Source organism: Vibrio sp. B1ASS3, assembly GCF_905175355.1.
GTDB classification, from domain to species: Bacteria; Pseudomonadota; Gammaproteobacteria; order Enterobacterales; family Vibrionaceae; genus Vibrio; species Vibrio owensii.
The window spans coordinates 931,229-951,560 of the sequence record NZ_HG992742.1 but is presented as its reverse complement, the minus strand read 5'-3'; the positions used below and the strand labels follow the sequence as shown (position 1 = coordinate 951,560).

18 protein-coding genes are annotated in these 20,332 nt (G+C 46.5%); 7 read left to right on the top strand and 11 right to left on the bottom strand.

What is annotated here, in order from left to right; translation table 11 throughout:
• Positions 1-31: 31 nt before the first annotated feature.
• Genes KJB05_RS04380 through KJB05_RS04365 form a run of 4 tightly spaced genes read right to left on the bottom strand, consistent with a single transcriptional unit; the run spans position 32 to position 3,273 of the window.
• On the bottom strand, positions 32-694 hold the full coding sequence (locus KJB05_RS04380) for a ChrR family anti-sigma-E factor (protein ID WP_009707448.1): 663 nt from the start codon (positions 692-694) through the stop codon (positions 32-34).
• Positions 691-1,275: an RNA polymerase sigma factor gene (locus tag KJB05_RS04375; protein WP_032803017.1), complete on the bottom strand. Its 585-nt coding sequence runs from the start codon at positions 1,273-1,275 to the stop codon at positions 691-693. The genes KJB05_RS04380 and KJB05_RS04375 overlap by 4 nt, the downstream gene beginning before the upstream one ends.
• A 46-nt stretch (positions 1,276-1,321) precedes the next feature.
• Positions 1,322-2,680, bottom strand: a complete 1,359-nt coding sequence (locus tag KJB05_RS04370; RefSeq protein WP_208446240.1) for a DUF4397 domain-containing protein — start codon at positions 2,678-2,680, stop codon at positions 1,322-1,324.
• On the bottom strand, positions 2,677-3,273 hold the full coding sequence (locus KJB05_RS04365) for an LON peptidase substrate-binding domain-containing protein (protein ID WP_208446241.1): 597 nt from the start codon (positions 3,271-3,273) through the stop codon (positions 2,677-2,679). The genes KJB05_RS04370 and KJB05_RS04365 overlap by 4 nt, the downstream gene beginning before the upstream one ends.
• A 323-nt stretch (positions 3,274-3,596) precedes the next feature.
• Between KJB05_RS04365 and KJB05_RS04360 the strand changes: the two genes are divergently transcribed.
• The 5 genes from KJB05_RS04360 to KJB05_RS04340 all read left to right on the top strand — a co-directional run bounded on the left by KJB05_RS04360 (position 3,597) and on the right by KJB05_RS04340 (position 8,648).
• Positions 3,597-4,415, top strand: coding sequence for an outer membrane protein OmpK (locus KJB05_RS04360; protein WP_005436622.1), 819 nt, complete (start codon positions 3,597-3,599; stop codon positions 4,413-4,415).
• Between the two features lie 107 nt (positions 4,416-4,522).
• Positions 4,523-5,413 carry a 2-dehydropantoate 2-reductase gene (gene panE, locus KJB05_RS04355; RefSeq protein ID WP_208446242.1) on the top strand — a complete coding sequence of 297 codons (891 nt, stop codon included), beginning with the start codon at positions 4,523-4,525 and terminating at the stop codon, positions 5,411-5,413.
• Positions 5,410-6,009: a DJ-1 family glyoxalase III gene (locus KJB05_RS04350; RefSeq protein ID WP_039986235.1), complete on the top strand. Its 600-nt coding sequence runs from the start codon at positions 5,410-5,412 to the stop codon at positions 6,007-6,009. The genes panE and KJB05_RS04350 overlap by 4 nt, the downstream gene beginning before the upstream one ends.
• Positions 6,009-7,220 (top strand): cysteine desulfurase CsdA, encoded by a 1,212-nt coding sequence (gene csdA, locus KJB05_RS04345; RefSeq protein WP_208446243.1) that lies wholly within the window; start codon positions 6,009-6,011, stop codon positions 7,218-7,220. Before KJB05_RS04350 ends, csdA begins: the two co-directional genes overlap by 1 nt.
• Before the next feature lie 219 nt (positions 7,221-7,439).
• Positions 7,440-8,648 carry an IS4-like element ISVsa5 family transposase gene (locus KJB05_RS04340; protein ID WP_001352368.1) on the top strand — a complete coding sequence of 403 codons (1,209 nt, stop codon included), beginning with the start codon at positions 7,440-7,442 and terminating at the stop codon, positions 8,646-8,648.
• Between the two features lie 9 nt (positions 8,649-8,657).
• Here the strand turns inward: KJB05_RS04340 and csdE are convergent, their stop codons facing one another.
• The 4 genes from csdE to KJB05_RS04320 all read right to left on the bottom strand — a co-directional run bounded on the left by csdE (position 8,658) and on the right by KJB05_RS04320 (position 11,871).
• Positions 8,658-9,089, bottom strand: coding sequence for a cysteine desulfurase sulfur acceptor subunit CsdE (csdE, locus tag KJB05_RS04335; protein WP_208444526.1), 432 nt, complete (start codon positions 9,087-9,089; stop codon positions 8,658-8,660).
• Positions 9,090-9,109: 20 nt separating this feature from the next.
• Positions 9,110-9,919 carry a tRNA cyclic N6-threonylcarbamoyladenosine(37) synthase TcdA gene (tcdA, locus tag KJB05_RS04330; RefSeq protein WP_005427322.1) on the bottom strand — a complete coding sequence of 270 codons (810 nt, stop codon included), beginning with the start codon at positions 9,917-9,919 and terminating at the stop codon, positions 9,110-9,112.
• 102 nt (positions 9,920-10,021) lie between these two features.
• Positions 10,022-11,134, bottom strand: coding sequence for a murein transglycosylase A (gene mltA, locus KJB05_RS04325; RefSeq protein WP_078608275.1), 1,113 nt, complete (start codon positions 11,132-11,134; stop codon positions 10,022-10,024).
• Between the two features lie 281 nt (positions 11,135-11,415).
• Positions 11,416-11,871: a DUF2850 domain-containing protein gene (locus tag KJB05_RS04320; protein WP_005436607.1), complete on the bottom strand. Its 456-nt coding sequence runs from the start codon at positions 11,869-11,871 to the stop codon at positions 11,416-11,418.
• A gap of 164 nt (positions 11,872-12,035) precedes the next feature.
• Here KJB05_RS04320 and argA point away from each other — a divergent pair, with 164 nt between their 5' ends.
• Positions 12,036-13,373 (top strand): amino-acid N-acetyltransferase, encoded by a 1,338-nt coding sequence (gene argA, locus KJB05_RS04315; RefSeq protein WP_208444525.1) that lies wholly within the window; start codon positions 12,036-12,038, stop codon positions 13,371-13,373.
• 253 nt (positions 13,374-13,626) lie between these two features.
• Positions 13,627-13,812 carry a hypothetical protein gene (locus KJB05_RS04310; RefSeq protein WP_009707458.1) on the top strand — a complete coding sequence of 62 codons (186 nt, stop codon included), beginning with the start codon at positions 13,627-13,629 and terminating at the stop codon, positions 13,810-13,812.
• 40 nt (positions 13,813-13,852) lie between these two features.
• Here KJB05_RS04310 and KJB05_RS04305 read toward each other — a convergent pair whose 3' ends face one another.
• The 3 genes from KJB05_RS04305 to recB form a co-directional block, all read right to left on the bottom strand.
• On the bottom strand, positions 13,853-14,233 hold the full coding sequence (locus KJB05_RS04305) for a hypothetical protein (protein ID WP_180826069.1): 381 nt from the start codon (positions 14,231-14,233) through the stop codon (positions 13,853-13,855).
• Positions 14,234-14,393: 160 nt separating this feature from the next.
• A complete protein-coding gene (gene recD, locus KJB05_RS04300; RefSeq protein ID WP_208444524.1) occupies positions 14,394-16,553 on the bottom strand; it encodes an exodeoxyribonuclease V subunit alpha in 2,160 nt (719 codons plus the stop codon).
• Positions 16,553-20,191, bottom strand: a complete 3,639-nt coding sequence (gene recB, locus KJB05_RS04295) for an exodeoxyribonuclease V subunit beta (RefSeq protein WP_208444523.1) — start codon at positions 20,189-20,191, stop codon at positions 16,553-16,555. The genes recD and recB overlap by 1 nt, the downstream gene beginning before the upstream one ends.
• Between the last annotated feature and the right edge of the window lie 141 nt (positions 20,192-20,332).

Genomic DNA, 20,332 nt, shown 5'->3' with positions numbered 1-20,332 from the left:
ACTTCGGTGGTTTTTTTTTACCGTTGAATATTTACGGGTACATGCCCTTGCCGAACATATTGAATATTCTGGCAACCCCTTGGGTGAAGATCATTGGCTCTGTCAGCACAGTTAGGCACAAGCAATCTTCTCCGGGCTTGGTGAACGGACTGTGTTTTACGGAACCGTCTCTGACCATCATATCTCCCGCTTCATAATGGCCATCTTCATCACTGAAACCACCGTGCAGTACAAGCGTCGATTCTTGCCCTTTGTGCGTGTGCTGAGGAATACGAACATCCTCACTTATGTACATTAAGTTAACGCGGGCATCTTCCCCTAAGTCGAGTTGCGCACTATATACTTTACCGCCGTAACTCTTCCACTCACCGACCAGATCAGAAAAACGACTCAACGTTTTGGGCAGCTTAAAGTCTTTACCCGCAACTTCAACTTTCGCAATGTCTTTTATAACGACCGATTCTGGTGTTGGCTCTGCCGTAATAATGTCATTGAACATGATGTCAAAGTCCGCGTCGTATTCTGAAGCGATATCGCTTACAGCAACCGATGCTTGTTCGGCTTCGATTTCATTTACATATGCTCGGCATTTCGAACAAGTCTCTAAGTGTGTGGCAACCACCAAACCAGAAACCGCATCAATACTTCCCGAAGCATATGCCTCTAACAATATTTTGTCTGGATGTTTATTCATAATTGCTCCGTATGCATCGAATGCCTTAGCTTTTCTACCGCTAGCCTCAAGCGAGACTTCACGGTACCCAAAGGTATGTCGAACAGCTCTGCGACCTGTTGGTGTGGTAATTCTTGAAGGTACACCGCTTGGAGTACTTCTCTTTGGTTTTTCGGCAGTATGTCTAAAAATTTGACTACCTGTTCTTTGAGCATGTCTTGCTCAGGTGAATAATGGTCAACCAAATCAGCGGGGTAGTAATCTGATGGCCAAATGTCATCAGAATGAATGTGTAAATCTTTGCCTTTCTGTTTCCTTAAAAGGTCGAAACAAAGGTTACGGATAATGGTATAGATCCATGTCGACAACGCACTTTTTGTGCCGTCATATAAATGAGCTTTTTGCCAAACAGTCGCCATGGTTTCTTGCACCATTTCCATTGCAACTTGCTCATTACCAACATGTTTGTAGGCGAACTGCTTAAGCTTTGGTGCATAAAAACGAAATACGAAGGCGAAAGCGTCTTTGTCTCGCGCTTTCACTTTATCCATATAGTCATTCCATTCGCTTCGCCCGAGCTTTTGTGGGCTTTCACTCATCATAATCAGCCTTAATCATTGGGAGGAGTTGCCCCCTCCCCCTTTCGTCCTAGTCGGTGATGTCATCAACAATAAGATTGAAGCCACCGTTATTGCCATCATCAATGGCGACTACTTGATATACGACGCCGTTCATTACCGTTACAGGTGCAGAATCAATTGCCACTGTATTTGGGTCTCCCGCCACTGTCACAGTGACAAAATAAGAACCTTCGGCAACGTAAACGCCTTGCACACTATCTTTATACGCGAAGTTTGCTATTGCTGGATCACTTCCATCGATTCCTGCGCTGGTTGTGAGATAGATGTCTACCATTTCAGCCACTGGATTCGCTGCTGCGTGTGTAACATTTAAAGTTGCGCTGGTTGCGACTGCACGACGCATGTCTTCGACTACAAGCGGTTCAATTGCGATTGCAGGGGCTACAACACCAACTGCATAGATGCTGTAATCCATACCGCCTTTCACTTCTAAACCGTCAACGTCGATAATTGGATCTGTCGTTGTACCATCAACATACACATCAATATCGTACGCTTTTGGCGCAAGGTCCAAGTACCCACGAATTTGTTTAAACTCCAAATCCGCAAGCGGAGCAAACGCAGCACCGTCAACATGCACATCAACAACAGGTGCACCATCGACTAAATGACCAACGCGCACTTCTGCTTGGCTGCCGGTATCTTCAATTATAGAAGAGCCAGAACCATCTAATACCATTAACTTCACCGGAGAAGTGCTGTTTGAATCACCTGTACTGATAGCTGCAATAGTTAAGTTAGCATTAGCTGGGAGCGGAATGGTTCCCGAATCAAACGCTACTGTATCACCCACAGCGAGTCTCACTTGATAATCACCTGCAGGAATATTTAGCACATCCGTTGATGCTTTATAGGCTAGATTAGTAATCGGTGATGAGCCTGCCAACGCGGCACCGGGTTCAGTGACGTAAAGACCTACGGCTGGCACGCCAGAAGCAGCATGCACCACCTGCACGTCTAGGCTGTTAGCGTCTGCCATAGAAGTTGCGCTTCGAGTTACGATAAGAGGTTCAACAGGGTTTGACGCACCAGAAGCGTCGCCCACAACAAAGGCGGTGTAGTTTAGGTCTGAATCCAGATCGAGTGTTGTTCTGTCTACAACAGTAGCGACTTCGCCACCAGGTAGTTGAACGTCAACTTGTACAGAGTTGGCGCCCTCTGGAACGCGAACGTACCCCGACCCGACACCGTAATCTACGCCAGTTAACGCTGCTTCGTCATTAATCCATACGTTCGCTAACGGCGCGTCTGCTGACGCGTGCACCGCTTGCAAGTTCGAATATTCGATCGAATCACTGTCTGAGCCACACGCAGCAATCCCTAGTACAGCAACCAAGGTTACTGCAGTTTTGGTTAGTCCTTTCATATCCTAGTCTCTCTTTTTGGTGGGACTTCTATCGCTTGATTGAGAAAATGCAACGCAGGTAGGCAATCTGTTGCACCAACCAGCTTCTCAAATAAGATACTGTCGAGAGGCAAGAGCTCTAGCCACCGCTGGGTAACCCACGAGGCATCGTCATAGAAACGATGCTGATAGAGTTTTCCCAACTGAGGAAATTGCTCGTATACATGAGCGAGTTGCTCGCTTAGATACAGAAAGTCTGGAGTAGGCTTTGGTTCACTCCAGTTTTCTATCCAATCAATCTCAGCATGACGCAGACCATCAGAGTCTGCTCTAACACGCTTGACAGTAAAGCGCTTTTCACCGACAACGGTGATTCCAAGAAGTCCATCACTCAGTGTTTCAAAATCAACGATGGTGACCAAAGTACCGATAGACGACACATTCCCTACTGCTTTTGGATCTTCCCCACTGCCGACAAGACAAACGCCAAACCCGACGTTTCTAATACTGCATTCCTTCACCATGCGTTGATAACGTGGCTCAAAAATACGCAGATTCATCTTTCCTTCTGGCAATACAACTGAGGTTAAAGGGAATAACATGACTTCGTTCATTAAATCGTCCTCTTTGATTCAAAAACTCATACGAGCGATGTATTAGAGAGATCACTAACGATTTATGTTGGTTAATCGACTGGCTTAAAAAGTCATAAAAACGATTACGCAAACGACGTGAGTCACATATTTATTGCAAACCAATGCAACAAATAAAAAGTTCCGTGAAATAAACTTATTTCGTGACGAGCCTCACTAAAAACCTTCATTTTTGCATCCTTTATCACTTTCATTTGAGATTTTTATCGCTATTATTCCCGCCAATTGGAAAGCGCAGCACAGATTGCGTGTTCTGAATCATTACAAACATAGAGAGTCCCCTTATGCGTAAATCACTTTTAGCTCTTAGCCTTCTAGCGGCTACTTCAGCTCCAGTTATGGCTGCTGACTACTCAGATGGCGATATCCACAAGAACGATTACAAGTGGATGCAATTCAACCTAATGGGTGCATTCAACGAGAAAGGCTACTCTGAGTCTTCTCACGATTACCTAGAAATGGAATTTGGCGGCCGCTCTGGCATCTTCGACCTATACGGTTACGTAGATGTCTTTAACTTGGCTTCAGATCCAGGCAGCGACAAAGATGGCGGCGAGAAGATCTTTATGAAGTTTGCTCCTCGTATGTCTCTAGATGCTGTAACTGGTAAAGACCTATCTTTCGGTCCAGTTCAAGAGCTTTACGTTGCGACTCTTATGGAATGGGGTGGTAACTCAGACGTTAACTCTCAGAAAATCGGTCTAGGTTCTGACGTAATGGTTCCTTGGTTAGGCAAAATCGGCCTAAACCTATACGGTACTTACGATGGCAACAAAAAAGACTGGAACGGTTTCCAAGTTTCTACTAACTGGTTCAAGCCATTCTACTTCTTCGAGAACGGTTCATTCATTTCTTACCAAGGTTACATCGATTACCAATTCGGTATGGATGATGCTGAAGGTAACAAGTTCAACACTACAGCGTCTAACGGCGGTGCAATGTTTAACGGTATCTACTGGCACTCTGACCGCTTCGCAGTGGGTTACGGCCTGAAACTATACCATGACGTATACGGCTTCAAAGACGGTGAGCCACTACCATGGGGTCACAAACCAGAATCATCTGGTGCTGGTCACTACGTAGCTGTAACTTACAAGTTCTAATTGAACCGATAGGTTCCCCAAAAATGGCGCCTCTTGGCGCCATTTTTATTTGCTTTCCTTTTTTCCCTCATTATCCTTGCAGCAAACCTTTTTAATGAGAGCGTTTGGTGAATATTCTCATCTTAGGTCCAGGAGCCGTTGGCTCACTTTGGGCGACTAAATTCAAACTTGCTGGACACAATGTTTCCTTGTGGGGAAGAAACTCAAACAGCGAGCAGTTGCTCCAACTTGATGACAATCCTGCAATCAATTTTTCTAATCAGCACGTCCCTTCTGTTCAAAGTGCAGATCTGATTGTTGTGACAGTAAAAGCATGGCAAGTGGAAACCGCGATTGAGCCTCTTCTTCCTTATATCAACACTGACACCATCATAATGTTGATGCACAACGGAATGGGAACCGCACAACTAATCGAAGCCAAACTTGCTGATAACCCGTTAATCGTTGCCACAACAACACACGGTGCTTACAAACCAAGTAAAGAGCAGGTTCTGCATACTGGCCAAGGAAATACTCAACTGGGTGGTTTTAATGCTAAAGGTGCTCAATGTGACTTCTTAGCGGAGGTGATGAATCACGCTTTGCCAGAGGTCAATTGGAACCCAAATATCAACGCTGCCCTGTGGACCAAGCTTGCGATCAACTGTGCTATCAACCCCCTGACGGCCATTCATCAGTGTAAAAATGGTGAGCTTGCCGCTCCGGAATTTGCCACCGAGTTGGCGAACATCACTCGCGAGTTGGTAGAGACAATGAATAAAGAAGGGATAAAGGTCGATTTTGATTCTCTTCACACCACCATTATGCAAGTGGTGAACGCAACAGCAGCCAACTACTCTTCAATGAGACAAGATGTTTTTCACCAACGTCGCACCGAAATTGATTTTATTACCGGCTATTTGCTGAAAGCTGCTGAAAAGCATCACATTAGAACGCCAGAGAACGCCAAACTCTATCAACGCATCAAACAGATTGAACACAGCTGGACAGAACAATGAATAAAAAGATCTTAGTACCTATCGCGCCGGGCACAGAAGAAATGGAAGCGGTAACCGTTATCGACTTAATGGTTCGAGCAGGCTATGACGTAACAGTCGCAAGCGCAGATTTCGATGGTTCACTGACTATGAAAGCGTCTCGAGGCGTGACACTAACCGCGGATTGCAAGCTAGTTGATATTGCCGATGACGAGTTTGATGCGATTGTTCTGTCTGGTGGCGTAGGTGGTGCAGAAACCTTCCGTGATAGCACCATCATGATTGAGATCCTGAAACAGCACATGTACGAAGGTAAGCTGGTTGCGGCAATTTGTGCAGCTCCTGCCTTGGTTTTGCAACACCACAACCTTTACCCTGAAGCCTTGATGACATGCCATCCAAGCTTCCAATCTCATATTCCTGAAGACAAATGGCGAGCTAAACGTGTCACCATGGATGTGAATCACAACCTACTGACAAGTCAGGGACCAGGAACCGCACTTGAGTTCGCGATGGAAATCATTATCAAACTTTCTGGTAAAGAGCATGGATGGATGGTCGCAGAGCCGTTAGTCACAATCCCAACACTGCATTATCACGAGTTCGGTGACGAATAATGTTTGACGTAAACGCTGTACGCGAACAGTTCCCAGCCCTAAATCAAGACGTAAACCAATCGCCTTTGGTTTACCTTGATAGCGCAGCAACAACGCAAAAACCGCAGTGCGTGATCGATGTGATTAGCCATTACTACAGTGCACAAAATGCTAACGTGCACCGTGGCAGTCACAGCTTAACAGCCAACGCGACCAGTCAATTTGAAGCCGCTCGTGAAACCGTTGCGAAGTTCATTGGGGCGAGCCGTTCAAAAGAAATCATTTGGACTCGAGGCGCAACCGAAGCACTAAATCTCATCGCGCAAACTTATGCTCGGAGCACACTCCAAGCGGGTGATGAAATCTTAATCAGTGAAATGGAACATCACGCGAACATCGTGCCTTGGCAAATTGTCGCGGAGCAAACGGGCGCGAAAATCGTTAAAGTTCCGATGACCTCTGACTGCCAATTCGACATCAATGCGTTTGAAGCAGTGTTGTCGGAGCGCTGTAAAATCGTAGCGTGCGCACAAATCACCAATGTGACGGGCTCTCGTCAACCTATCGAGAAAATCATCGCCATGGCACATGCGGTTGGCGCAGTTGTCGTTGTCGATGGTGCACAAGGCATTGTTCATGAACAGTTGAACTTGGCAGAGCTCGATGTCGACTTTTATGTCTTCTCTGGCCACAAGTTGTATGCACCCGCAGGGATTGGCGTTCTGTATGGCAAGCTTGAACTTTTAGAAGCGATGCCACCATGGCACGGCGGCGGCAAAATGGTTGAAAGAGTCTCGTTCGAGAAGACCACCTTCTCTGCCTTGCCGGGTAAGTTTGAAGCGGGTACACCGAACGTCGCCGGAGCGATTGCTCTAGCGAAAGCTATCGATTGGTACCAAGGCTTCGATCACGCCGCAGTAGAGGCACATCTGCATTCTCTGCAGGACAAAGCTTACCAAGCACTGACTCAGCTGGACGACATTCAAATCCTCGGTTATCAGCCGAATGCTTCAGTGCTTACTTTTGTAATGGATGGCGTTCACCACCAAGACATTGCAACGCTGCTTGATCAACAAGGCATCGCTGTTCGTGCAGGGCATCACTGTGCTCATCCTCTGATGGATGCGCTTAACGTCAAAGGCACGGTGCGCGTTTCTTTTGGCATCTACAATACGTTAGAAGATGTTGAGAAGCTGATTGCAGCAGTCGAGAAAGCGGTCGATATGCTTTAACAATAAAAATACCACTGTAGATTTATAGAAAAAGGGTTGAAACCGTTGGGCTTCAACCCTTTTTCTTTATTCTGTTCATTGTGCGATTTTCACTAACGCCAACTACTGAGCCCTGATGAATCCCCTAATGATTTTTATCAAAATCATTAAGTTAAGGTAGATACACATCTTGTCATATGATCAAATGGTTTCGCCAAAAATCAATAATCAGACAACAAAATGTGCGAACTCGATATTTTACACGACTCTCTTTACCAATTCTGCCCCGAATTACACTTAAAACGACTCAACAGCTTAACGTTGGCTTGCCACGCCTTACTTGACTGTAAAACTCTCACTCTTACCGAACTTGGCCGTAACCTGCCAACCAAAGCGAGAACAAAACATAACATCAAACGAATCGACCGATTGTTAGGTAATCGTCACCTCCACAAAGAGCGACTCGCTGTATACCGTTGGCATGCTAGCTTTATCTGTTCGGGCAATACGATGCCCATTGTACTTGTTGACTGGTCTGATATCCGTGAGCAAAAACGGCTTATGGTATTGCGAGCTTCAGTCGCACTACACGGTCGTTCTGTTACTCTTTATGAGAAAGCGTTCCCGCTTTCAGAGCAATGTTCAAAGAAAGCTCATGACCAATTTCTAGCCGACCTTGCGAGCATTCTACCGAGTAACACCACACCGCTCATTGTCAGTGATGCTGGCTTTAAAGTGCCATGGTATAAATCCGTTGAGAAGCTGGGTTGGTACTGGTTAAGTCGAGTAAGAGGAAAAGTACAATATGCAGACCTAGGAGCGGAAAACTGGAAACCTATCAGCAACTTACATGATATGTCATCTAGTCACTCAAAGACTTTAGGCTATAAGAGGCTGACTAAAAGCAATCCAATCTCATGCCAAATTCTATTGTATAAATCTCGCTCTAAAGGCCGAAAAAATCAGCGCTCGACACGGACTCATTGTCACCACCCGTCACCTAAAATCTACTCAGCGTCGGCAAAGGAGCCATGGATTCTAGCAACTAACTTACCTGTTGAAATTCGAACACCCAAACAACTTGTTAATATCTATTCGAAGCGAATGCAGATTGAAGAAACCTTCCGAGACTTGAAAAGTCCTGCCTACGGACTAGGCCTACGCCATAGCCGAACGAGCAGCTCAGAGCGTTTTGATATCATGCTGCTAATCGCCCTGATGCTTCAACTAACATGTTGGCTTGCGGGCGTTCATGCTCAGAAACAAGGTTGGGACAAGCACTTCCAGGCTAACACAGTCAGAAATCGAAACGTACTCTCAACAGTTCGCTTAGGCATGGAAGTTTTGCGGCATTCTGGCTACACAATAACAAGGGAAGACTCACTCGTGGCTGCAACCCTGCTTACTCAAAATCTATTCACACATGGTTACGTTTTGGGGAAATTATGAGGGGATCTCTCAGTACTGAGCCTGCATTTTGATCTGCTCAACAATCGCTTTCAAACCATTGCCACGCGATGGGCTTAGGTGAGCAATTAAACCCAACTTTTCAAAGTAAGCATCAATATCAAACGCTTGGATTTGCTCTGCCGTTTTGCCATCGTAAGCCGCCATCACCAAGGCAATTAGACCACGAACAATACGCGCATCAGAATCAGCGCAGAAGTGCCATACGCCTTCTTGCTCTTTGCTCACCAACCACACTAGGCTCTCACAACCAGATACCGTAACTTGCTCTGATTTAAGCTCTTCAGGCATTTGAGGCAGCTTTTTACCCCATTGAATCACCTGACGGTAACGGTCTTCCCAACCTTTAAATTGCTGCATGGTTGCGGCGATGTCTTCACTAGTGATGTCAGTGCCAAACGGCGAAGCAGGAAAATCAGTCATGATGCGCTCTCTTCTCTGAATTACTTCTTATGCTTTTGGATCAGCTTTTCAACGATGCGTGATACCGCAACAAAACCGAACGTTGCGGTTACAACCGTCGCTGCGCCAAAACCACTCGCACAGTCCATACGTTTTGGACCTTCTGCTGTCGATTTCACGCCACATACTGAACCATCGGCTTGTGGGTACTTCAATTGCTCCGTAGAGAACACACAATCGATACCAAACTTACGCGCTGGATTCTTCGGGAAGTTATGATGACGACGCAATGTATCTTTGATCTTCTTCGCCAGTGGATCTTGGATTGTCTTGGTCAGATCCGCCACCATGATTTGGGTTGGATCGATTTGACCACCAGCACCGCCAGTTGTAATCACTTTAATCTTGTTGCTACGGCAGTAAGCCAGTAGAGACGCTTTTGCTTTTACGCTATCGATCGCATCCAACACGTAATCGAACTCTTTGCTCAAGTACTCGTGCTGGTTATCTGGCGTGATGAAATCGTCAATCAGATTCACCTTACACTCTGGGTTAATCAGCTTAACGCGCTCTGCCATCACTTCAATTTTGCTTTGACCAACCGTGCCAGTCATCGCGTGGATTTGACGGTTAATGTTAGTCACACACACGTCATCCATATCAATCAGCGTCAGCTCACCAATACCTGTACGTGCGAGCGCTTCTACCGCCCATGAACCAACACCACCAATACCAATCACACACACGTGTGCAGCACGAAGGATTTCTACTTCGCTGTTACCGTAGAGACGACGAGTGCCACCAAAACGTTGGTTATAGCTGTCAGATGCCGGAGTATCGAGTTCACGCATATTGAAGTTCCAGATGATCGATAGAAAAACAAAGAGTGCGATTTATACGCACTCTTTGAGGAAATGTCTAGATGATGAGAGGTGATTCCTCTCGCTAGGCGCTTATTGTAACTTCTCTGGCGGCAAAGCCCAAGGCGCTTGCGTTGGCGTGTTTTCCAAGCCCAACTTCCACACTCGACCAAAGTGCTTGTAGTGACCCGCTTCTGTACCGGCACGTGGTCCCATACCGTGGTATAGGTCAAGATGGTTCTGCTTCACCGCACCGCCAGTGTCTAACACAATAAGAAGACGAAGCTGGTGCGCCCCACTCCATGTACCGTCTTTATTAAGCAATGGCACTTCCGCCAAAATTGGCGTACCCATAGGTAGAATCGAGCGGTCGCCTGCTACCGATGCCATTGGTAATAGTGGAATACCTGCAGAGCCCGTTACTGGCGCATCCGCTTGTGGAGCAAAGAACACATAAGAAGGGTTTTGCTCTAGCAACTCACGAACCGTTGCTTCATCATTCTTCATCACCCAGTCTTTGATGGCTTTGAGTGACATCTCTTCACGTGGCACTTCACCACGCTCAATTAGAATTCGGCCAATACTCACGTACGCTTTATTGTTCTTACCTGCGTAAGCAAAGTATTCCAGCGTATCGTCATCTTCAAAATGAACAAAGCCACTGCCTTGCACTTCCATCATGAATGGATCAATACGGTTTGGTGCGTAACCCAATACCAGACCTTGCCCCTCAAGCGCACCGTCATAAATTTCCGCACGAGTTGGGCAATCAGAGCTACATTTTGGCTTGCCGTAAACCGGGTACTTATATGTTTCATTCGGTTGATGACGCAATTCCATCACAGGAGAGAAATAGCCTGTGAACAACACGTTGCCCTTCTTATCACCACCACCAAGCTGCGCGGCTTGAATGCCGTATGCACTGAGCGCAGTCGTGTCACCACTCTGCAATGCCCATTCACTCAACTTCTCGTAAAGTGGCTGATACATTTTTGCCATTGAAGGCGACTTAGTCACAACCTGTTCTGCTTGTTTGTTGAACTCGGTGAAATCTTGTGGCTTGTTGGATTCAACGACATCAGCTTTGTTCAAGATATGCGAAAACTCGCCATCGTAATCTTGCTTAGCAAGTAGGTTTTGTTCTGGCTCAGCCGCACAACCAAATAGCAGGCTTAAAGAGACAATAGGAAGGAGTTTTTTAAACACGTGTTTTTCCATAAAAGAAGATAGCAAAAGGATGGCAAACAAATGCAAACGACGCAATTGAAAAGCTGCGACAAAGTGTATCAGCGATAAGGCAAAGACTTGGTTTGCTGCCAATTTATCCATTTAAACTGGGTTGAGGATAATAACAGCAATGGAATCAAACGATTGTCCGAAAAATGTCTGATGGAAGTGGCAGGAATTTTAAGATACCCGAAAACGCCAGCCCTCTCACACTGAGACCCAGCGAGCAGTTATAGATAGAATTTTACGAATATGACGCGCTAGCGAATAGCTAGGTTCGAATGACCTTCTAGGTGAAAAACGGGCAGATAGTGGGCATTTGAATCCAACTTCATTTCAGAATGATGCTGATCGAGGAAGTCAAATCGACGCACTGTAGACCCGACCTTATAAGAAAGCGTATCACCATCAAATTCAAAGTCCGTCGCCACGGTCGATCCTCTCACCGTTACACCACGCTCACTAAGAATAAACTCTTCACGAGCATATGGCGCCACATCTTGCTCTACCCACTTACCATAAATCACAGACTTAGAAACCGGTGGATTGATATAGCGCGTGATCAAATCACCATACATCATAAATACGACTATCGTTCCTACGATCGCTGTTAGCATAAGCGAACGTTCGATCCATTTACGAAGTGGCGATTTTGTAGAGATATTTTGCTCTGATTGAGCAGCGATCGCAGCATTCTTATTTACAACTGAAGACATGAGGCTCACGTGTTTGAACTAGACGGGAACATTGTACCCTCATCAGCCAAACACAACCAAGCATCACGCTCACGATGTTTGTGCTTTATTCCAAAAAATTACCTTGCTAACTTTTGAATAAAAAGACAATATTAAAGCATAAATAAACACAAGGAATGGCTGTCGTGAAAATTCGTAGTACTGCTCTGGTTAAAGGATTCCGTCAATCCACACCTTATGTGAATGCTCACCGTGGAAAAACCATGGTACTAATGCTAGGAGGTGAAGCGGTTGCCGATAAAAACTTTGGTAACATTATCAATGATATTGCTTTAATGCATAGCCTTGGAATTAAAGTCGTTGTTGTTTATGGTGCCAGACCACAGATCAACCAACTACTAGAGAAACAAGATCTTACTACGCCATACCACAAAAACGTTCGAATCACAGATGAAGCCGCGCTTTCGGTAGTTATGCAAGCCGCAGGACAGCTTCAACTGGCAATTACCGCGCGCTTATCCATGAGCCTTAACAACACGCCAATGGCAGGTACCCAGCTTAACGTTGTGAGCGGCAACTTTGTCATTGCTCAGCCACTCGGTGTGGATGACGGCGTCGACTATTGCCACAGCGGACGCATTCGTCGAATCGATACCGATGCAATCCACCGCACACTCGATCAAGGCTCAATTGTGTTACTCGGTCCAATTGCCAGCTCAGTGACAGGGGAATGCTTCAACCTTCCCTCAGAAGAAGTCGCGACTCAACTAGCGATTAAGCTTGGTGCGGACAAATTGATTGGCTTCTGCTCAGAGCAAGGGGTTATTGATGACAACAGTAACGCTGTCGCGGAATTGTTCCCTATTGAAGCCGAGCATGTCATCACGAAACTCATGGCAGACACCTCACCAGATTCCGACTATAACTCTGGAACATTACGTTTTCTCAAAGGTTCGATTTCGGCTTGCCGTGCAGGTGTGCCAAGAAGCCACCTAATCAGTTACAAAGTTGATGGCGCACTCATTCAAGAATTGTTCTCTTTCGATGGTATCGGTACGCAGGTTGTGATGGCCAGTGCCGAGCAAGTACGTGAAGCGGACATCGATGATATTGGCGGTATTTTAGATCTTATTCGCCCACTAGAAGAACAAGGTGTGCTAGTAAGGCGCTCTCGCGAACAGCTTGAGCAAGAAATTAATAAGTTCACCATCATTGAAAAAGACGGCTTGATCATCGGTTGCGCCGCTTTGTACCCATATATCGAAGAGCAAAAAGCGGAGATGGCTTGTGTGGCGATCCACCCAGACTATCGTGATGGAAACCGTGGGTTGTTGCTACTGAACTATATGAAGCATCGTTCAAAATCAGATAACATCAATCAGATCTTTGTGCTGACCACACACAGCCTGCATTGGTTTAGAGAACAAGGCTTCTATGAAGTGAATGTCGATTACCTTCCGGGGGCAAAACAAGGGCTGTATAACTTCCAACGTAAATCGAAGATTCTGGCATTAGATCTCTGAAGAATAACAAAACGTTATTTATTCAGTGTCTATATCATTATGCAAAGCTTTACATTGACATTGGTCGCAATTTAACCTTTTCAATATACACATGGTTGGTTATACTCTGCGCGACAAACGGTTGGTTTTTAATCAACTCACAAATGGATCTAGGTGAATATTGTTCACCCTAAAGTGCAGAGCGAGCTCCATCGCGCTGCATGACGCATCAAGGACAGTTGTTACTCTTAAAATGAATAAGATGAGCACTGTTATGAGAACCATTATTTGCAATTCACTTCAAAGCTTTTGGGATATGGCGGATAACCACTTTCTGGAAGGGCTCGACGTCCATTGCGTATTCCCCGTCAATGACGCCATTAAAGATTTTATCTTGGCTTACCAACAGCAGTACAAAATTCGCAGCGTGTCATTTACCAATGCGTTTACACAAAATTAAAAAAGACCGAGCATCGCGCTCGGTCTTTTTGTACGTATGCTCAGTGAAAGGTCATAATTAATAACGTCGAAAATATAACGAATAGAATGATTAGAAGTATCAACCAATAAACCACGCTAACCTTAATAAGCCATTGAGGACTTATGCTGCGTACATCGCTCAGTCCCCGCTTTTTCCCAAGTCGAGGAAACGCGATGGTCGCAAGCAGGCCGGTGCCATAGATAAGAGAGCCAAAATGAAAACCGGAGCTGATGGCTAGCTCAACTTCAGAAAAATGTCGCTCGTTGAAAGCGTACTGCTTTACATTTTTGGGTGTAAAGAAGACGAGAAAAGCGCCTAGCACTACAAACCAAATAAACAACGCAGCACCTGATACAAAAAAAGCGATAAATGCGATATGTAGAAGCCAGGAAAAATCCACGGTCACACCTCACTCGACATCAAAGCTCAAACAATATCGTCGAAAAAGCATGGGGTTCAATGCAGGTCGAATGACTCAGACATAAAAATGGCGGGATTACGACCCGCCACATAAAAACATATTCAGTTCATGAAAACTTCTCACTTTTGAATGAGTAAACTCAATTTCTAAGTCGCTCAACCAACCCACTCGCTCGGGTGGTTTTTACTTTAATTCCGCGCTTGAGAACATTCATCTCAGCGAACATCGCAAGGCGTTTCTTTGCACGAGTAATACCTGTGTAGATCAGCTCGCGAGTGAGGATTGGGCTGAAATCTGGCGGCAAAATCATTAGCGTGTATTCAAACTCACTGCCCTGTGATTTATGAATGGTCATCGCATATGCGGTTTCATGCTCAGGGACTCGGCTTGGCAGCACCGACTTCACGCTGCCGTCTGGCAGTTCGAAGAACACTTTAAGGCGCGGCTCACCTTCGCTGTCGTCTCGCATACAAATGCCGATATCACCGTTATACAATCCCAAGCCATGATCATTACGCGTGACCATTACAGGTCTGCCGTGATACCAAAGCTCGTCTTGGGTTTGAATCAACTTACGTGCAGCTAGTGCTTTTTCAATGCGTTGGTTTAAACCGGTCACACCAAAATCACCTTCACGGATGGCACACAATAATCGGCATTGATTAAAAGTATCCAACACGGCTTTGGCTTTGTGGGTCAGTGTTTCTGGTTCCCCAGTCTTTTGGTCAATCTCTTGCTGTCCGATGCGTTTCAGGTAACGACCATATTCAGAGACCAAAGTCTGCATCATCTGATTGTAGTTTTGGCTGCTCAGAGCAAAATGCTCGATATCAGCAAAATCACGATTCCAAACGTCATCTACTTTTGCGGCTGAGCCAGCATTAACCGCTTTTGCTAGCTGACCGATACCAGAACGGGCATCGAATCGGTAACTCTTTTGCAGCATGCACAAACTATCGGCAATCGAAGCATTACTGTTGGTGCTGTACGCCAAGGTGTCAAAGCCTGTTAACTTCGCGACCGCAGACGCCTGCTCTTTGCCGAAGCCAAATACGTGGAACGAACAGATATCACCTAGCACCGCGCCAGCTTCTACCGATGCCAATTGGTCTTTATCTCCCAGAAGAATCAAACGCGCATGCTTTGGTAGCGCATCGACAACTTTGTACATCATGGGCAGATCGACCATGGAGGCTTCATCCACCACTAAAATATCGAGGTGCAGCGGATTTTGTTTGTTGTGACGAAACTCTGCACTGTTTGGGATCGCGCCCAACAGCCGATGTAAAGTGCTCGATTCGGTTGGAATTTTCGCTTTAAGCTCAGGCTCCACTGGCAACTCTTGAATCGCTTTACCGATAGACTCCGTCAAACGCGCTGCCGCTTTACCTGTTGGCGCCACCAGCTTGATGGTGAGGTTTTTCTCTTGTCCTGCTTGCTCAATCAGTGCGGCAAGCAGTTTGGTTACCGTGGTGGTTTTACCCGTACCCGGCCCACCGGAGATCACAGCGAAACGACGCGTCAGTGCCACCGCAGCAGCGACCTTCTGCCAGTTAACACAAGCCGATAGTGGCACAAGCTTGTCCAGCACTTGCAGATCGTGCACTTGTTTCGCTTGGTTGACTACCGAATCAATGGATGACCAATCGAGACTGTCTACAGTGACCACATCCAAATGGTCACAAACTAGCTGTTGGCGTAGCACTTGGTTACTGGTTCCCGACTCTGTCGCTTTGGCTAATGCATTGAACAGAAAGTGGTACTGACGAGCGAATAAATGATGCAGCAACTCAGACAAACGTGTGAACTCGTGAGGCTGAAGGTTTACAGCTGCACTGAGTTGATTGAGCTTGTCCGCCAACATCACTTCATAGTGCCAGTAACGATGCAGGTAGAGACGCTCGCCATCAAACATCATTGGCAAGGCTTCACCTTGAGCACCAACCAAAGGCGACGCTTGTAGAAGCTCAACCCAATTAACGCCTTGCAGCTGAGTATTAAGCGCTAACGCAGACTCCCCAAACAGACCGAGCTTACTTGCAAGGTCTGTTGGCTGCCCTTGGCTGTCAAACAGAGGCAAGCAGATGTGCCCTTTCCCTAACTCACTGCTGACCACGCCAGCAATAAATGCCAGTTCTTGGCTGTTCGCTTGTTGCTCAACTTGCGAATAGATAAAGCGCGCGAACTGGAAATCCAATTGGCGAATCGCACCTTTGTTTGCTAACGATTCTAACGTTGCCACTAGATCTGGAGCTGCCACAGGGCTTCTTTGCTCAGAAAGAAGATCATTGGTTTTCATCAAATTAACTCCATCTGACCCGATTCGCTGGATCGCGTGTCAGGCGCTTGACCATCAATCAAATGATCCATTTCTTGTAAAAATTCGAAGGTGGGCTTGGCAGAAAAAATACCATGATCGCTTTGCCCATCCATACCACGTAAGAACAGGTAATAAACACCGCCAAAGTGCTGTTCATAATCATAATTTGGCAATCTGCTACGCAAGAAACGATGCAGTGCCAAAGCGTAGATTTGGTATTGCAGATCGTAACGGTGATCCGCCATCGCCGACTTCAACGCATCGCCATGATAGTGGAACACTTCATCACCTAAGTGGTTCGATTTCCAGTCGAGGACGTAGTATCTGCCTTGGTGCTCAAACACCAAGTCAATAAAGCCTTTCAGCATACCTTGCACGGTTTGGAAACCTAGATCGCCCGCTTTGGCAGACAGCGGATCATGACGTTGAATCACGCGGTTCAATGCTGGTGCAGATAGCACTTCAATCGGTAATAAGAATTCCATCTCAACCAAACGTTGTGCCGGACCTTTCTGATTGAGTAGCAGTGCTTTGCTATCCAAAGGCGTTGCCAGCACGGTATCAATCAACTGTTGCAGGATTGGCAGCCACTCTTCATCAAGCTGCTCACTTTCCATTAAACCGAGGATGATTTGGGTGTTTTCTTCCGTCGTCGCAGGTTGAGTAAACTCAATTTCCTCAAATAAACTGTGCAGGAAGGTACCCGGACGTGCGCCACGCGGGAAGTTGAAGATAGAGCGTTCTGACTCAACCAATTCCGCTTCATCTTGCTCTTCTGAAGAATCGATATCAAAGCCGGTGATTTCAATCGTCGCGTCATGTTCAGCATGATGAGAACCTTGCTTAACCAAGCCCGAGTAACTGGTGATGCGCCAGTTTCTATCAATTGGATTTTGCAGCTCTTTGGCAGTCAACGCTTCTAACTCAGTTTGCTCCGCAACATACATCTCATCGTGCTGCTTTGGAGGCTCACAAATCACGACGCTATCGAGATTCTCTTGCTGCTTTTTCAACCCAACCAACAAATCGTTAATGCCGCCTTCTTGACCATTTTGCACCAAATAACCAATCGCACTGTGATGCACACCGGTTGGCTCTTTGGTTGAGCGACCATTGCGCAGTGGTGAAGCACCAATAAAGCAGGCATACACGGCACGCGTTAGCGCTACATAGATGAGGCGTAAATCTTCAGCAAGGCGTTCTTTATCTGCCTGTTTTAACGACGCATCATTGCCCGTAATATCAAGTACGGTGCGATCGTTCTCAGCGTCGTAGTATTTGGCTTCACTTGCTTCTCGGTAACCAAACACAAATGGCAAGAAGACCAAGTCATATTCCAGACCTTTTGACTTGTGAATGGTGACGATTTGCACCAAGTTACGCTCTGACTCCAAACGCTGAATTTGATCATCGCTGCCACCTAGCCCATGTTCTGCATCACTGATGGATTGGGCTAACCAACGCAGCAAGCCGTGGTCGCTGTCTAATTCGTTGCTTGCTTGCTGCAATAACTCACCAATGTGCATCAGATCGGTAAGTACTCGCTCACCGTTTTCGCTTTGTGAGCTCGCCCCTTCTTCTAGCAGACGCTCAGCAATATGGCGCTTACTGATCACTGCTCGCAGCATAGGTAGCACACCACGCTGCACCCAAAGTTTGCGGTATTCTTTGAACTCATTAACCGCGTTTTCCCACACGGTTTCGTCGTTATTGAGGGCATCTAAGCTGGCTGCATCTAGAGCAAATAATTCTGATGCTAGGCTGGCACGCAATGCTCTGTCATTTTCTGGCGTTAACACCGCTTGCAGCAAACGCTGTAGGTCTTGTGCGACGGAACTGGTAAACACGCTATCGCGGTTAGAAAGATACACGCTGGCAATGCCTTGGTCTGCTAACGCCTGTTTGACCATGCGACCTTCGCTACCCGTTCGCACCAATACTGCAATGTCGCCCGCTTTGACTGGCTTTTGCTTTTCGCCATTGACTAGGCACGCTTGACCTTGTTGTGCCGCGGTCAAAATGGTTTGAATTTGGCTTGCTGTCGCCTCAGCCATAGCGGTGAGGTATTCGCCTTTGGGCAACGGTTTATCTTCCGCTTCTTGCAGCCAATAAGTCAGTGCAGGTTGCTTTTGACCACCCATGGTCCAAACGCGTTTGTCAGCGCTTGGGCTGTAATCCACAGAATGGAATGGAATGTCGGAGTCATAAATAAACGGGCTATCTGGCAGAGCAAAAATCTGGTTCACTGCCAATACCATATCGGCACTTGAGCGCCAGTTGGTGCCAAGCGTGTAGTGAGCACTAACTTGGTTACGAGCCTTGATGTAGGTGAAGATGTCCGCCCCACGGAAACCGTAAATCGCCTGTTTCGGATCACCGATCATAAACAAACCGCACTCAGGGTTATCCAAATAAATGCGGCTGAAAATGCTGTATTGCAGTGGGTCGGTATCTTGGAATTCATCGATCATCGCAACCGGATAAAGCGTGCGAATGCGCTCTGTCAGTAAGGCGGTTTCATCGGTATCAATCGAGGCAGAAAGCTGAGTCAGTAAGTCATCAAATGACAACCATTGCTTCTGATTTTTTGCTTTTGCCAGCATCACTCGACAATGCTCAATCGCATGAGCCAATAGCGGCGCTTTTAAACTGATTGGGTTTGCAAGGAAGGCTTCTATCGCCTCAAACACAAGGTGCTGTGGCGCAGTGCCTTTCGGGGTTTTCTCAAGCAATACATTTTGCGCGAACTTCTCCAGTTTATCTGGATAGTCATAGCCTGTGGTTTCTGTCGCAGCCCATGCGTTGACCGCTTCTAACCATGTCGGTAAAGACTTTTTGGTGTAACTGCGTTTGTTGACATCGGAATCAGAAATCAGTGCGAGGAAGTCCTCTTGGTTATCACGCCATTGGGCTTTCAAAGCATCAATTTGCTTTAAGTTTTGCTCATGCAAATCGGCAAGACTCCCCTGCATTGCAGGAACAGAGAGACTTAACGGCGCACCCGTGAGGTAGTTGCTGATGTCATACAGCAGATCCGATGGCGAGCCCCATAGTTGGCGTACTTCTCCTGCCAAAGCGAATGGCAGAGGATAGAAGTTACGACGCCAGTAATCGGCAACCACTTGCGCTTTAAGATGGCTTTCGTCTGTCACAAACTCATTATTGAAACGACTACCAGATTCAAATGCGTTTTGCGTCAGCATGCGTTGGCAGAAACCGTGAATGGTGTACACCGCGGCTTCATCCATCTGGCGCTCTGCTTGCAATAGGATCTCAGCGGCTTGCTTATGATCCTCAACTTCTTCCAGCAAAGGTTGAATCACAGGATCTGAGCTTTGTCCGCGAGCGAATGCGATCCTCGCGTCGTGAATACGCGCACGAATACGATCACGTAACTCTGCAGTTGCGGCTTCGGTAAAAGTCACTACCAGAATTTGATCCACAGTCAACGGCACGCGATGTTTCGTATCGGCAGTGCCATGCCCTAGTAAGAGTCGCAGATACAAACCTGCGATGGTAAAGGTTTTACCCGTACCCGCCGATGCTTCAATTAGCCTTGCACCATGCAGCGGAAAAGTCATGGTTTGCAGTGGAGTTGGAACTGACATTTGCGCCATAACGCTGAATCTCTCCGGATTATCGACTGATCGAACTGTGATCTATCGTTAAAAATTCTATTAATATGTCTAATAGGTTGGAATATTTAGACCTTTGTGGGATCTCACTCACGGTTATCATTACGGAGTACCGTTAGTATG